General features: G+C 74.3%; 13 protein-coding genes and 1 pseudogene. 8 read left to right on the top strand and 6 right to left on the bottom strand.

Annotated elements, in window-relative coordinates:
* Positions 1 to 167: 167 nt before the first annotated feature.
* Both RT054_RS11775 and RT054_RS16530 read right to left on the bottom strand, forming a co-directional pair.
* Positions 168 to 500, bottom strand: a complete 333-nt coding sequence (locus tag RT054_RS11775) for a TetR family transcriptional regulator C-terminal domain-containing protein (protein ID WP_312722221.1) — start codon at positions 498 to 500, stop codon at positions 168 to 170.
* A gap of 183 nt (positions 501 to 683) precedes the next feature.
* Positions 684 to 797 (bottom strand): annotated as a pseudogene (locus tag RT054_RS16530) (TetR family transcriptional regulator); the annotation flags it as partial.
* A gap of 144 nt (positions 798 to 941) precedes the next feature.
* On the opposite strand from RT054_RS16530, the gene RT054_RS11770 reads away from it, so the two are divergent.
* The 7 genes from RT054_RS11770 (at position 942) to RT054_RS11740 (ending at position 8,727) form a co-directional block, all read left to right on the top strand.
* Positions 942 to 1,985 (top strand): alpha/beta fold hydrolase, encoded by a 1,044-nt coding sequence (locus tag RT054_RS11770; RefSeq protein ID WP_313023733.1) that lies wholly within the window; start codon positions 942 to 944, stop codon positions 1,983 to 1,985.
* Between the two features lie 288 nt (positions 1,986 to 2,273).
* The gene (locus tag RT054_RS11765; RefSeq protein ID WP_313023731.1) at positions 2,274 to 3,059 is read left to right on the top strand and encodes a phosphatase PAP2 family protein; all 786 of its coding nucleotides are present in this window, start codon (positions 2,274 to 2,276) and stop codon (positions 3,057 to 3,059) included.
* 102 nt (positions 3,060 to 3,161) lie between these two features.
* A complete protein-coding gene (locus RT054_RS11760; protein ID WP_313023730.1) occupies positions 3,162 to 4,652 on the top strand; it encodes a hypothetical protein in 1,491 nt (496 codons plus the stop codon).
* A gap of 182 nt (positions 4,653 to 4,834) precedes the next feature.
* A complete protein-coding gene (locus RT054_RS11755; RefSeq protein WP_313023729.1) occupies positions 4,835 to 5,461 on the top strand; it encodes a precorrin-8X methylmutase in 627 nt (208 codons plus the stop codon).
* Positions 5,462 to 5,552: 91 nt separating this feature from the next.
* Positions 5,553 to 7,406 carry a precorrin-3B C(17)-methyltransferase gene (gene cobJ / locus RT054_RS11750; protein ID WP_313023727.1) on the top strand — a complete coding sequence of 618 codons (1,854 nt, stop codon included), beginning with the start codon at positions 5,553 to 5,555 and terminating at the stop codon, positions 7,404 to 7,406.
* 9 nt (positions 7,407 to 7,415) lie between these two features.
* Positions 7,416 to 7,832: an RbsD/FucU domain-containing protein gene (locus tag RT054_RS11745; RefSeq protein WP_312722231.1), complete on the top strand. Its 417-nt coding sequence runs from the start codon at positions 7,416 to 7,418 to the stop codon at positions 7,830 to 7,832.
* 304 nt (positions 7,833 to 8,136) lie between these two features.
* The gene (locus tag RT054_RS11740) at positions 8,137 to 8,727 is read left to right on the top strand and encodes a GNAT family protein (RefSeq protein WP_313023724.1); all 591 of its coding nucleotides are present in this window, start codon (positions 8,137 to 8,139) and stop codon (positions 8,725 to 8,727) included.
* Between the two features lie 199 nt (positions 8,728 to 8,926).
* On the opposite strand, the gene cobM is transcribed toward RT054_RS11740, so the two are convergent.
* The 3 genes from cobM to cbiE form a co-directional block, all read right to left on the bottom strand.
* Entirely contained in the window at positions 8,927 to 9,709 is a 783-nt protein-coding gene (gene cobM / locus RT054_RS11735) for a precorrin-4 C(11)-methyltransferase (protein WP_312722234.1), read from the bottom strand.
* Positions 9,710 to 9,788: 79 nt separating this feature from the next.
* Positions 9,789 to 10,163 (bottom strand): cobalamin biosynthesis protein, encoded by a 375-nt coding sequence (locus RT054_RS11730; RefSeq protein ID WP_312722236.1) that lies wholly within the window; start codon positions 10,161 to 10,163, stop codon positions 9,789 to 9,791.
* Entirely contained in the window at positions 10,160 to 11,410 is a 1,251-nt protein-coding gene (gene cbiE, locus RT054_RS11725) for a precorrin-6y C5,15-methyltransferase (decarboxylating) subunit CbiE (RefSeq protein ID WP_313023723.1), read from the bottom strand. The genes RT054_RS11730 and cbiE overlap by 4 nt, the downstream gene beginning before the upstream one ends.
* Positions 11,411 to 11,593: 183 nt before the next feature.
* Here cbiE and RT054_RS11720 point away from each other — a divergent pair, with 183 nt between their 5' ends.
* Positions 11,594 to 12,310, top strand: a complete 717-nt coding sequence (locus RT054_RS11720; protein ID WP_313023721.1) for a PIG-L deacetylase family protein — start codon at positions 11,594 to 11,596, stop codon at positions 12,308 to 12,310.
* Positions 12,311 to 12,322: 12 nt separating this feature from the next.
* On the opposite strand, the gene RT054_RS11715 is transcribed toward RT054_RS11720, so the two are convergent.
* Positions 12,323 to 13,084 carry a cobalt-precorrin-6A reductase gene (locus RT054_RS11715; protein WP_313023720.1) on the bottom strand — a complete coding sequence of 254 codons (762 nt, stop codon included), beginning with the start codon at positions 13,082 to 13,084 and terminating at the stop codon, positions 12,323 to 12,325.
* Positions 13,085 to 13,099 lie beyond the last annotated feature (15 nt).

Raw genomic sequence — 13,099 nt, 5'->3', positions numbered from 1 at the left:
CTCTTACCAAGACGCGCCGGAATACCCACCCCCGGACGGTGGATCAGGGCTGAGCCGGGAGGTCGACGACGCGCCCACGATGCAGGGAGGGATGCGGCCGCGTGGTGGTCATGGCGACCCCGTCCCCGCATCCCCGCCTGCGATGCCGCGGCCTCACCACACCGGCGTCACGGCGATGTCTCGACGCCCGCACCCCAGTCGTCCCACGCCTCGTCGATGAGGGCGAGGGCCGAGGCCGCGGAGAGATCGCCGATGAGCACCCGACTCGCGAGGCCGTCGGCGAGGGCGATGAGACGTCGCGCCCGCGCACGACACACCTCGTCGGACCGCCCCGTCTCGGCCTGCAACAACTGCGTGGTGACGTCCTCCTGGCCCCGTTTGGCGTCGGCGAGGATGTCGGCGAGTTGCGCATCGGCGACGGAGGCGGCGAGGTAGGAGAGCCAGATCGTCGTCCCGACCCGCTGCTGCGGCGTGGTGGGGACGACATGCGCGACGGCCACGCGCGCCGACTCCCCCGCACCCCTGACTCGCCTCGTGACCCCGTCCGACGAGCCCGTCGTCGACGCGGCCGGGGCGCCGGCCGGTGAGGCGGCCGAAGACACCCCCGAGACCACCGCCGGATCCGCCACGCCCTGATGCTCGGCGGCGCCGTCGATCATCGCCCGAGCGCTGGCACGGACGAGGTCGGCACGGCTGCCGAAGTGGTGCTGGATCCTCCCGACCGATACCCCCGCCGCTCGCGCAACGCTTCGCATGGAGACCCCTTCGATCCCTTCCGCGGCGATCACCGCCCACACGGCCTGGACGATCTGCGTTCGGCTGTCGCCTTCCGTTGCCACCGACCCACTGTAGCAATACACTCGTATTCACGCCGACAATACGATCGTATCGGAGGAGTCATGGAGTCGACCCGACCGACGCCGACGTCTCACCGCCGACGCGTGGCCGCCCTGACCACGCTGGCCGTGGTCGTGGGTGTGGGGATCTCCGTCGTGCTCTCCGGGGCGCCGCGAGTGGGGTCGTGGCGCTCGACCGAGGGCCGGGCGGCCTACCTCGCCGCCTACACCGAGGCGATGCGGGCGTTGCCACGCCCCGACGTCGTCCGCGACGTTCCCACCTCCTACGGCACGGTGCGCGCGTACCGGTGGGCGAGCACGGCCGACGCCCCCGCAGGCGCCGCAGCCCCCACACCCGCCCCCGGGGCCACCGGGGCCCCCGCCACGGACCCTGCGGCGCTCACCATCCACCGCGCGGCGGCGGTGCCCGTCCTCCTTCTTCCCGGCGTCAGGTCGGGAACGCCGATGTGGGGTGAACAGGTCAGTGAGCTGCGACGGCATCGCGACGTGTACGCCGTCGACGCCGTCGGGGACGCCGGCCTGTCGACACAGGCCGTGCCACTCACGGCGCCGGAGCACCAGGCGGCCTGGATCGAGGAGGTGCTCACCGCCCTCTCTGTCCGCGAGGTTCACGTCGTGGGCCATTCCTTCGGCGGGGCCCTCGCGGCGACCTACGCGCGCCTCCACCCCGAGCGGGTCGCGAGCCTCGTCCTTCTCGAACCCGCCTTCACGTTCGCGTATCCGCCGCCCGCCGTCTTCGCCTGGGCCACCCTGGCGATCCTTCCGGGTGTCCCGGCCTCCTGGCGGGACCACGCCCTCGCCCGCATCGGTGGGGTCGACGTCGCGGACGTCCGCGCCGACGACCCGCTCGGGCGCATGATCGCGGTCGCCGCCGAGCAGTACGACGGCCACGCCCCCACCCCCACCCCGCTCGACGACACGGCGCTGCGTGAGCTCGGCATGCCCGTGTACGTCGCGCTCGCCGAGCGGGACTCCCTCGCCGGCGGCCGACGGGCGGCCGATCGTGCAGGCGCGATGCCCCGAGTCGTCGTCGAGACGTGGCCGAACACGACGCACTCACTCCCCATGCAGGCGGGCCCGGCGCTCACCGAGCGTCTCGACGCGTGGTGGGGTGACCTCGAGCGCTGACCACGCGCCGGGCTCGCGGTCACGGTCCCGACGGCGGCACGGCCGCGCTGCACCTGGGCCGCCACGACGGGAGGAGGGCGCGTGGCGTCCGAAGGATGCAGGCGGGGATGTGGCCGCGTGGTCGTCATGACCACCGCCGCGGCGCATCCTCACCTGCGATCCCGGAACGGCGCTTCGCGGACGGCCGGGCGCGCGACACCGGGACCGACCCGGCACCCTCGGGGAGCGAGGCTCGGGCGGGAGGCGACAGCTCACCCGACGCTCAGGTCTCGGACCGACAATGGCGACATGACCGTTCCCCAGGCCGCCGACGCGGCACGTCGGGCCAGGATCTCCGCGCGGGTGATGTTCCTCGTCGTCGTCGGTGCCCTGTTGGCGGTGGTGGCGTTCGCGGTGCACTCGACGGTGGAGGTGTACGAGGCCGTCGCGGCGGGGGACGGGATCGAAACGCTCGACCAGCCGGTGCTCCGCGCGGCGATCGACGTGCGGAGCCCGGGGCTCACCGATCTCGCGGTCACCCTGACCGCGCTGGCGGGACGCATCGGCACCCCTGTCCTGGGCCTCGTGGCCCTCGGTCTGTTCACCTGGCGGCGCCGCGACTGGACGCCGACCGTGCTCCTCGTCACCGGCCTGCTGGGCTCGCTGTGCCTCACGGTCCTCGGCAAGCGCCTCACCGACCGCGCTCGCCCCCCGCGGCAGTTCATGCTCCCGCCGTACGAGACGTCGCCGTCCTTCCCCAGCGGGCACACCCTCAACACGACGGTGCTCGCCGTCATCGTCGGCTACCTCGTCCTCATCACCGCACGGCATCTCCTCGCACGGTGGGCGGTCGTCGGTGTCTGCACGGTGGGCCCGATGGGCGTGGGGATGAGCCGGATCTACCTCGGCGCCCACTGGTCGACCGACGTCATCGCAGGTCTGCTCGTCGGATCGGCGTGGGCGTTCTCCGTCGTTCTCGCACACCGGGTCTGGCTGCAGGTGCGTCGGCGGGAGCGGCTGGACGCGAGCGCCGGCACGACCCCCGAGCTCGACGGGGGCGGGGCGACCGCCGCCCCGGTCGTCCCCTCGACCTGAGGTCCCCGCGCGCTCTGCGGCGGCGGCGCGGATCGCGCACGAAGGTCCCGAGGTGGGTCCGACGACGAAGGGGTGTCGGCGTCCCTCACTATGCTCGGGCGCGTGACGAGCACCGACCAGCCCACCCGCACCGGCGGCGACCGATGCCCCGGGGCACTGCGTCTCCACCCGGCGGCGGACGGAGGTCTCGCCCGCATGAGAGTGCCGGGCGGGCTGCTCACCGCGGCCCAGGTCGACGTCCTCGCCGACGCCGCCGAGCGCCTCGGCGCGGGGACGATGAGCCTCACGGCCCGGGGCAACGTCGAGATCAGGGGCCTGTCGGAGGCCGCCGGCGCCGAACTCGGTGCCCTGCTGCAGGGGGCGGGAGTCCTGCCGTCGCCCACCCACGAGCGGGTACGCAACATCGTCGTGAGCCCGACCGCCGGGCTCGACGACCCCGTGGCGCCCGCAGGGTCGTCGGCCTCGTCGAAGACCAGGGGGTCGAGAGCGACCGGGGAGTCGACGGGGGCGGCAAAGCCGTCGGAGCACGGGGCGTCCGCTGATCTCACCGCCGTCGTGCGCGCGCTCGACGGTCTCCTCATTCACACGCCGCGCACCGCTGACCTGTCCGGTCGGTTCCTCTTCGGACTCGACGACGGCCGGGGTGACGTCCTCGCCCTCGACCCTGACCTCGCGGCCCGCTGGATCGGCCACACGGGCGTCGAGATCGTGATCGGAGGCCGGGCCGTCCTCGTCGCCGACGCGAGCGACGTGCCGCAGGCCCTCGTCACCGCGGCGTGCGCGTTCCTCGACGCCCTCGACGCCACGGGTGAGACCGGCTGGCGCCTCGCCGAACTCGACGACGACGAGCCGGTCGTGCGGGCCATCGTCGAGGCGCTCGTCGATGCCGAGCTGGCCCGCGTTCCCGACGCCGGGTTCGCCCCCGCCCCTCACCATGACGGTGCGCCGGTCCCCCCCGGCCGCGTGGGCGCCACCACGGTCCACCTCGTCCTCCCCCTCGGCGAGGCCCCCGCCGCCACGTGGCGGGCCCTCGCCGGGGTGGCCCGCCACGGCGACGGCCTGCTCCGTACCACGCCCTGGCGCAGCGTCCTCCTCGCCGGCCTCGAGTGCACCGAGCGGGACGCGCTCCTCGCCCGTGCGGAGGAGCTGGGGCTCGTCGCCGACCCCGGCGACCCGACGGTCGGGGCGACCGCCTGCACCGGTCTGCCCGGATGTGCGTCCTCCCGGGCCGACGTGCGCGACGATCTCCGCACCGCCCTCGCCGCGTCCGCCACCGGCACGTCCATGGGCGAGGGCACCGGCGCTCACCCGGGCGACGCGAACACCGCGGCCGGCCCTGTCGGCGACTCCGGGCTCGACAGCCTCCGGGCCGGGGATCCCGTCGACGGGCCGGCGGCTCCCGGGCGCGACGACCGTCTTCCGCTGCACGTCAGCGGGTGCGAACGCCGCTGTGGCCACCCGAGACGAGAGCACCTCGAGGCCGTCGCGACCGGGGACGGGTACGCCGTCGGCCGCACCGACGGCTCGCCCGCCGCGGGCGCGCCGCCGTCCCCCGAACGCGGCACCGTCGCCGAGTTACTCGCCGCCCGCTGACCCCGTACCCGCGGCCGGCCCGCACCGGACCCACCGCCCGGGTCGAGGACGGCCGGCGGCCACGATCCGGCGAGAACACCGCGCCCCACCCGGACCGCCGCCACCGCCACTCACACCGACACCGACACCGACACCGACACCGAACCGGCACCGACACCGAGACCGACAGGACGAGACGAGACGTGTACGACTACATCACCGACGGCGCCGAGATCTACCGCCGTTCCTTCGCGACGATCCGGGCCGAGGCCGATCTCGCCCGGTTCACGCCCGACGAGGAACGCGTGGCGGTCCGCATGATCCACGCCGCCGGTGAGGTCGACCTCGCCGAGGACATCGTGTTCTCACCTGGCGCCACCGACGCCGCTCAGGGTGCGTTGCGGGCCGGGGCTCCGATCCTCTGCGACGTCAACATGGTCGCGAGCGGCGTCACCCGGGCCCGTCTGCCCGCCGACAACGACGTCGTCTGCCTCCTGCGCGAGCCCGGCGTGGCCGAGCGGGCTCGCGAGATCGCGAACACCCGCACGGCGGCGGCCGTGGAGATGTGGGGCGAGCGCATCGACGGCGCCGTGCTCGCGTTCGGCAACGCCCCCACCGCGCTCTTCCACCTCCTCGAACTGCTATGCGACAAGCCCTGGCGCCCGGCGGTCGTCCTCGGCATCCCGGTCGGGTTCATCGGGGCGGCCGAGTCCAAGGACGCGCTCGTCGAGAACGACCTCGGCCTCGAGTACGTCACCGTGCGGGGCCGCCGGGGTGGTTCCGCGATCACCTGCGGGGCGATCAACGCCCTCGCCTCCCCCGCCGAATGACCCTCCCGCCCCCGCGCCCGACCCTCACCAGCCCCTCTTCGACCCGCCCCACGCCTCACCGGCACCCGTGACCGACGAATCGAGAACTCCCATGAGCGACCCCGCCCCCGCCCCCACGACCGGAGCACTCCTCGGTGTCGGCGTCGGTCCGGGCGATCCGCGGCTGCTCACGGTCGCCGCCGTCGACGCGATCCGCGACGCCGACGTCGTCGCCTACCACCGCGGCACCAAGGGACCGTCCAACGCGCGCGCGATCGTCGCGGCGTACCTGCGCGAGGACCAGATCGAGGAGGTTCTCCAGTACCCGGTGACGACGGGCACGACCGACCATCCCGGCGGGTACCGCGGCGCGATGGACGACTTCTACGCCGAGGCCGCGGCGCGCCTCGCGGCCCACCTCGACGCCGGACGGACCGTCGCGCTCCTCGCCGAGGGCGACCCGTTCATGTACAGCTCCTACCAGCACATGCACGAGCGGCTCGCGCACCGCTACCCGACGACGGTCATCCCCGGCATCAGCTCGGTCACGGCGAGCGGCGCCGCGCTCGGGCGTCCCCTCGTCGAGGACACCGAACTCCTCACGGTCGTCCCCGGCACCCTGCCGCAGGACCGCCTCGTCGAGGTGCTGCGGTCCACCGACTGTGCCGTCGTCATGAAGCTCGGACGCACCTTCGGCGCGGTGCGTCAGGCGATCGAGGAGGCCGGGCGCCTCGACGACGCCTGGTACGCCGAGCGGGTGTCGATGGGCGACCGGCAACACGTCATGCCCCTGCACGAGGTCGACCCCGAGCGGGTGCCGTACTTCTCCCTCGCCGTCATCCCCAGCCGCGTCGGTGCCGCGGCGTGGATGCCCGACGCGGCACGCGGCGACTCCGACGCCGTACCCGGCGTGTCCCCCACGCCCACGGCGGGCGGGACGGCCGAGGCCCCGCGGATCGAGGCGTCTCGCCTCGGTGCGACGAGCGCAGCGGCGATGAGCACCGAGACCATGAGCATCGAGACCATGAGCATCGAGACCATGAGCATCGAGACCATGGCGACCGAGACGCCCGCCGAGGGCGCCGACGGCGGCTACGTCGAGGTCGTGGGCCTCGGCCCGGCCGGGGAGGAGTGGCGGACACCGCAGGCGCAGGACGCGCTCGACCGGGCGACGGACATCGTCGGGTATACGACGTACGTGCGCCGCGTGCCCGACCGCCCGGGCCTGGTCAAGCACGACAGCGACAACAAGGTGGAGTCCGAACGTGCCGAGTTCGCCCTCGACCTCGCCCTGCGCGGGCGTCGGGTCGTCGTCGTGAGCTCCGGTGACGCCGGCGTGTTCGGCATGGCCACGGCGGTGCTCGAGGTCGCCGGGGAGGAGCGCTACGCGAGGGTGCCCGTGCGGGTCGTGCCCGGCGTGACGGCCTCGCACGCGGTGGCCTCGGTCGTCGGGGCGCCGCTCGGTCACGACTACGCGACGATCTCCCTCTCGGACCGCCTCAAGCCGTTCGACGTCGTCCGCGAGCGCGTGCAGGCGGCGGCGCGAGCCGACCTCGTCATCGCGATGTACAACCCCGCGAGCAAGGAGCGCCGCAGCCAGGTTGCGCAGATCCGCGACGACCTCCTCACGATCCACGCCCCGACCACGCCCGTCGTCGTCGCCCGCGCGGTCGGGGACCCCGAGGGTCAGCGCGTGTCGGTGACGACCCTCGCCGACCTCGACCCCGACGTCGTCGACATGCGCACGATGCTCGTCGTCGGCTCCAGTCAGACGCGGGTCGACCACCGTCATGGCGGACCGGGATCGGTCGGCGCCACCGCCACCGACGGGGGCGAACTCGTCGTGTGGACCCCGCGCCGCTACCCCGAGGCGGAGGCGTCCACCGCCGCGTCCTCGACGCCCGACACCTCCGGCGACGCCGTCTCCGCGGGCTCCCCCGCAGCCTCCGACTCCCCCACGACCTGAAGGATCCCGATGCTTCGTCACATCCCCGCCGTCCTGTCCCCCGACCTCGTCAAGGCCCTCATGGAGATGGGCGAGGGGGACGAGATCGTCCTCGGGGAGGCCGGACTGCCCGCCCACAGCGTCCACCCGCAGGTGCTGCGCGCCGACGGGGTGGAGATCGCCGACCTCCTCGCCGGTGTCCTCGCCCTCATGCCGCTCGACACCACGGCCGAGGAGCAGGTGTTGTTGCTGGGCGACGACGAGGGGGCGGCGCCGGCGTGCTGGGCGACGTACGCGCCGATCCTCGGCGACGGTGTCGAGGCCGAGGTCCTGCCGCGGGCGGCGTTCTACGAGAACATGGTCGGCGCGGCGGTCATCGTCGTCACCGGGACGCGAGGGCGCGGCACGAGCATCGCGCTGCGCAAGGGCACGCTCGACGAGAGCTGAGGTCGTGACGAGGGTGGGCTCCGGGCAGGAGCCGCCGCGGCCCACCGACGAGGCGTCGCCGACGCCCGCGGTCGGATCGTCGTCGTCCGTCGGATCGTCGTCGTCGGCCGGATCGTCGTCGGCCGGGCCACCGGCGCTCGCCCCACCGGCGGATGGTCCCGTGGCACCCGGTCCATCAGCGGTCGACCCTTCGGCGACCGTCCCGTCGGCGGCCGGGCGCGACGCCGCGATCGACCCGCCGACCCCGCACCGTGGTACCGAGCCGACCCCGATCGTCTCGGAGGGCCCGTTCCATGCCGCGGTCGTGGCTCTGCCGTTCCCGCTCGACGTCGGCACGGATCTGCGTCTGCGCCCCCTACGCACGACCGACGTCGACGCCGTGCACTCGTGGCGCGCCCTGCCCGAGGTCGCCCGGTTCACCAGCCGCCGTCCCCTCGACCGCGGCGCGACGGCCACCCTGGTCGAGGGGCGCGTCGCCGAGCGTGACAGCCTCCACGTGGCGATCGAGCGACGGGGACGCACCGTGGGTGAGATGGGCGGGCGGTTCACCCCGGCGCCGCACCTGGGCGATCCGAGCGGATGGTGGCAGTGGACCCTCGCCTACACCCTCCACCCCGACGCCTGGGGCGCGGGCGTCGCGACCGTCTGCGCCCGCGCACTGTGCACCCACGTCCTCATGCATCTGCCGGTGCGGCGCATCACGGCGATGTGCTTCGCGCAGCACGGCGCCTCGGCGCGGGTCCTCGCGAAGGTGGGCTTCCGTGAGGAGGGGCACTCGGTGCGGGCAGTCCGCGGGTGGGACGGCACCTGGTGGGACGACCTCACGTTCGCCCTCTTGCGTGAGGAGTTCTTCGACGAAGCCCCCGACGCAGGTGGCCCGCCGGCTCGGCCGTGAAACCGGTCTGACGCCCACCCCGAGTGCGGCACGTCCCGAGACGTGACCAGGCCGCCCCATCCTTCAGCCCGGCCCGCCTGTCGGATCGGCCTCGGCCGTCGGACCGGCCGGCACGTCGGGGCCGCCCGTCGGACGTCGTCTCCTCGTGCCCGCAGCGCCCCTCACCGGCTGGCGATGCGCTCGTCACGAACTCTCGACGTCAGGAACCGAGAAGCGCAGGCGGAAGGGGGTCGTCGCGACGGGCCGCGGCGCAGGCGGTCGAGTAGAGGTGGGAGTCCTCGAAGTCTCCGGCCTCGAGCACGCGCCCGACGAACAGCAGCGCCGTACGGCGGATGCCGCGGTCGCGGACCGTCGTCGCGAGGTCGGCGAGGCGGCACCGGGCGACGACCTCGTCCTCCCGGCTCGCCATGGCGACCACGGCGGCGGGGCAGTCGGGGCCGTAGTGCGGCAGGAGGGTGTCGACGACGAGCTCGACGAGGTTCGTCGCGAGGTGGAGCACGAGCAGGGCGCCGGTACGGGCGAGCGCGTCGAGTTCCTCCCCGGCGGGCATCGCGGTCGCGTTGCGGGAGGCGCGCGTGAGGATGACCGTCTGACCGACCGTCGGCACGGTGAGCTCCTGCCCGAGCGCCGCCGCCGCCGCGGCGAACGCCGGGACGCCCGGGGTGAGGGAGTAGGGGACCCCGGCCTGCTCGAGGCGCCGGATCTGCTCCGAGACCGCGGAGAACACCGACAGGTCACCGGACTGGAGCCGCGCGACGTCCTCGCCCCGCTCGTGGGCGGTGAGGAGTTCGGCGGTGATGGCGTCGAGATCCATGTCGGCGGTGTCGACGATCCGCGCGCCGACGGGGCAGTGGTCGATGACCTCCGGCGGCACGAGCGCGCCCGCGTACAGGCACACGGGACTCGACTCGATGAGCCGCAACGCCCGCACCGTGATGAGGTCGGCGGCACCCGGCCCGGCACCGATGAAGTGGACGGTCACGACGGCTCCTCCTGCAGGGGTTCGGCCCGTCGAGCCTATCGCCGCGCGACGAGGTCGTCGGCGGGGCCCGGCAGGCGGGTCAGTCGCGACGACCGACGGCCACGGTCGACGCCGCCCCGACGTGTTTGGGCACGAGCAGGCGCGCACCGACGGCGAGCACGGCGGCCTCCGCGACGCTCGCCGTGCCCGCGGCCCTCGCCACGACGGGGCTGGGAGTCGGCGCGGGTTCGGCCTCCAGTCCTCGCGCCGACACCCCCTCGACGCTCGCCCCGAGCGCAGCGGCGAGGCCGAGCACCGCCGGGTGGGTCGATCGCCGGTCGAGAGTGGCGACGAGGACGACCTCCCCCGGGTCGAGATGCGCCGCGCCGAGTACCTCGGCGACGTGGGCGAACAGCTCGTCGGCCGTGGTGTGCTCCCGGCAGCCGACGCCCACGACCAGGCCCGGCGTCCTCACGGCCGGTCCCGTGTCGCGACGAGCAGCCTGTGCCCGGCCCGCCCACCCGCGTCGTTCCTCCCACCCGCCGCGGTCTCCACGGGATCGGCCAGGGGGGTGAGGGCGGGGACATCGACCTGCCGCAGAGGGACATCGCCGAGAAGTCCGGTCAGCGCCGACGCGTCGCTCACGAGCGCGGCGCCGTCGGTGACGACGACGACACCGCGCCACCGGTGGGTTCCCGGCGCCCCGAGGAGACGAGCGAGCACGGGCAGGTGACGCGAGGTGACGCAGACGAGATCGGGCTCGACGTATGTCGGCAGCACCCCGTCGCAGGTGGCGACGCCGACCGGCGCCGGGCCGGCATCGGTCCGCAGCACCGCCGCGCCCCGCTCGTCGACGGCGCCGGCGACACCCTCGAGACCGTCGCCGACGAGGACGAGATCTCCCGGCATGGGACCAAGGACCCCGACGGCGAGCGCCGCGAGGACGTCGTCACGCCACCTCTCCTCGTCCCGCCTGCGGCCCCGGTCGCTCAGGCGCCACGGCATGCCCGGCCCGGTCCAGGCGCCGGCCCCTCCGGTCTGGTCGGTGTGGTCGGCCCCGTCGTTCTCGCGCACGGCGACGACGACGTTCGGCTCCGCGATGTCGCTCGGGTCGAGCGCGAGCGCCTCGTCGGGGGTGAACCACCGCACCCGCTCCCCCGCCTCGCCCAGGTGCTCGAGGAGCGCGAGGCGCCTCGGCCACGACGCCGCCCCCGCCGTCAACCCGGCGGCGATCTCGCGCAGCCCGGCGCCGACGGTCGTCATCACCCCGACGGTGTCGTGCGCCCGTACGACGTTGAGCGCCCGCCGTAGGTCGCGGCCGTGGGCGGAGACGATCTGCGCGTCCTCCCGGGGCAGGCCCAGCCGCCCGAACGCGAGGGCGAGGGCCGACGGGGCGGGCTCGACGAGGAGGTCGAGGCCCGCGTGGCGGAGCCGACGGACGATCCCGAAGAACCCCGGATCCCCGCTCGCGACGACGACGGCGCGCCGGTCCCCCCTCGCCTGCAGGGCCTCGATGGCCGGGCCGAGGGGTCCGAGGACGAGCCGCCGGTCCTCCGGCACGTCGAAGGCGTCGAGATGCCGTCGCCCGCCGACGACGAGGTCGGCCTCGGCCACCGCCCGGCGCGCCGCCGCGGAGACGGGAGCCGCATCACCGAGGTAGCCGACGACCCGCACGGGTGCACTCGTCTCCGCGCTCTCCCCCACCACGTTCTCGCCACCCACCTGATCCGCACCTCCGCGCCGTCCGATCCGCCGGTGACCATCCTGCCCGGTCACGAACGGCCCGGTGCGGTCGAGGCCCCGGATGCGCAGCGATGCGCGCACCGTGCGTGGCTGCTCCCCTAGGCTGGCGGTGGCCGCAGATCGCTCACGCCGCCCGGCGCGGCGCACCGCAGGAGGCACGACATGAGCCCGTTGCCCGACGTTCCCGACTTCACGACCGCGCTCGTCGTCGCGGCCCACCCCGACGACATCGAGTACGGCCTCGCCGCCGCCGTCGCCCGATGGACGGGCGAGGGCCGCACGATCACCTACCTCCTCGTCACGCACGGCGAGGCCGGTATCGACGCGATGGACCCCACCGAGGCGGCCGTCGTGCGCGCCCAGGAGGAGCGGGACGGGGCGGTCGAGGTCGGCGTCGACGTCGTCGATTTCCTCGACCACCAGGACGGCGTCGTCGAGTACGGGCTGCCGCTGCGGCGCGACATCGCCCGTGTCGTCCGCGCCCGCCGCCCCGACGCGGTGTTCGCCCTCACCCACCGCGAGCGCTTCGCCGGAGGTGGCACGAACCAGGCCGATCACCGCGCCGTCGGGCTCGCCACGCTCGACGCCGTCCGGGACGCCGGCAACCGGTGGGTCTTCCCCGAACTCACCACCGAGGAGGAACCCTGGGGCGGCGTCGGATTCGTCGCGTTCGCGAATCCTCCGGAGCCGACGCATGCCGTCGACGTCACCGGCCACCTCGACGCGGCGGTCGCGAGCCTCGAGGCGCACGACCGGTACCTGTCCGCACTCGGCCCGGACTACCCCACGCCCCGCGAGCTGCTCACCGGCATCCTCACCGGGGGCGGACGAGGGTCGGGCACCGAGCACGGAGTGGCCTTCGAGGTGTTCGAGGTCTGAGAAGCGGCGGCCTCAGCGCCTCGAGGCGTGCCCGAGACGCCGGGCGACCCAGTCGACGGCGGCCTCGGGGTCGGGGACGCAGGCGAGGCCGTGCGGCAGAGGCGGACGGCGGACGAGGACGACGGGGATGCCGAGTTCGCGTGCGGCCCACATCTTCGCGATGGTCGCGCCGCCGCCGCTGTTCTTCGTCACGAGGCAGTCGATGCCGCGGTCACGCATGAGGGCGATCTCCTCCGGGACGACGAACGGCCCCTTGGCGAGGAGGATCTCGTGGTGCGCGGGCAGCGGTGGGTCGGGTGCCTCCACGCTGCGCATGAGGCACCACGCGGACACCCCGGCGAACTCCTGCGCCTCCTGTCGTCCGGTCGTGACGAACAGCCGCGAGCCGACACGGTCGGCGAGGCGGGCCGCCTCGGCCACCGTGTCGACCTCGTGCCAGGTGTCGCCCGGGAGACGTGTCCACGCGGGACGGTCGACACGGGTGAGCGGTGTGCCGGTGATGCTGCACGCCTTCGCCGCGTTGTGTGTCATCTCGGCGGCGAACGGATGGGTCGCGTCGATGACGAGGTCGACGTTCTCGGCGAACAGATGGGCGATGAGTCCGTTGACGCCACCGAACCCCCCGATGCGGACCTCCCCCGGCACCTGCTCCGGCGACCTCACGCGCCCGGCGAGGGAACTCGTGATCTCCACGCCGGGCAGCGTCGAGAGGTCGCGCGCGAGCTGCCGGCCCTCGGAGGTCCCGCCGAGCAGGAGGATGCGCATGGGTGCCATGCGGATCAGTCTCTC

It is taken from the genome of Mobilicoccus sp. (assembly GCF_032060985.1).
Classification (GTDB): domain Bacteria; phylum Actinomycetota; class Actinomycetes; order Actinomycetales; family Dermatophilaceae; genus Mobilicoccus.
This window is presented reverse-complemented; position numbering and strand designations above follow the sequence as displayed.

What these genes read in the sequence shown, in the direction of transcription:
- RT054_RS11765 (WP_313023731.1), top strand. Translation starts at nt 2,274, where the DNA reads ATGACCGTTCCCCAGGCCGCCGACGCGGCACGTCGGGCCAGGATCTCC.
- cobJ (WP_313023727.1), top strand. Translation starts at nt 5,553, where the DNA reads ATGAGCGACCCCGCCCCCGCCCCCACGACCGGAGCACTCCTCGGTGTC.
- RT054_RS11745 (WP_312722231.1), top strand. Translation starts at nt 7,416, where the DNA reads ATGCTTCGTCACATCCCCGCCGTCCTGTCCCCCGACCTCGTCAAGGCC.
- RT054_RS11720 (WP_313023721.1), top strand. Translation starts at nt 11,594, where the DNA reads ATGAGCCCGTTGCCCGACGTTCCCGACTTCACGACCGCGCTCGTCGTC.
- RT054_RS11715 (WP_313023720.1), bottom strand. Translation starts at nt 13,084, where the DNA reads ATGGCACCCATGCGCATCCTCCTGCTCGGCGGGACCTCCGAGGGCCGG.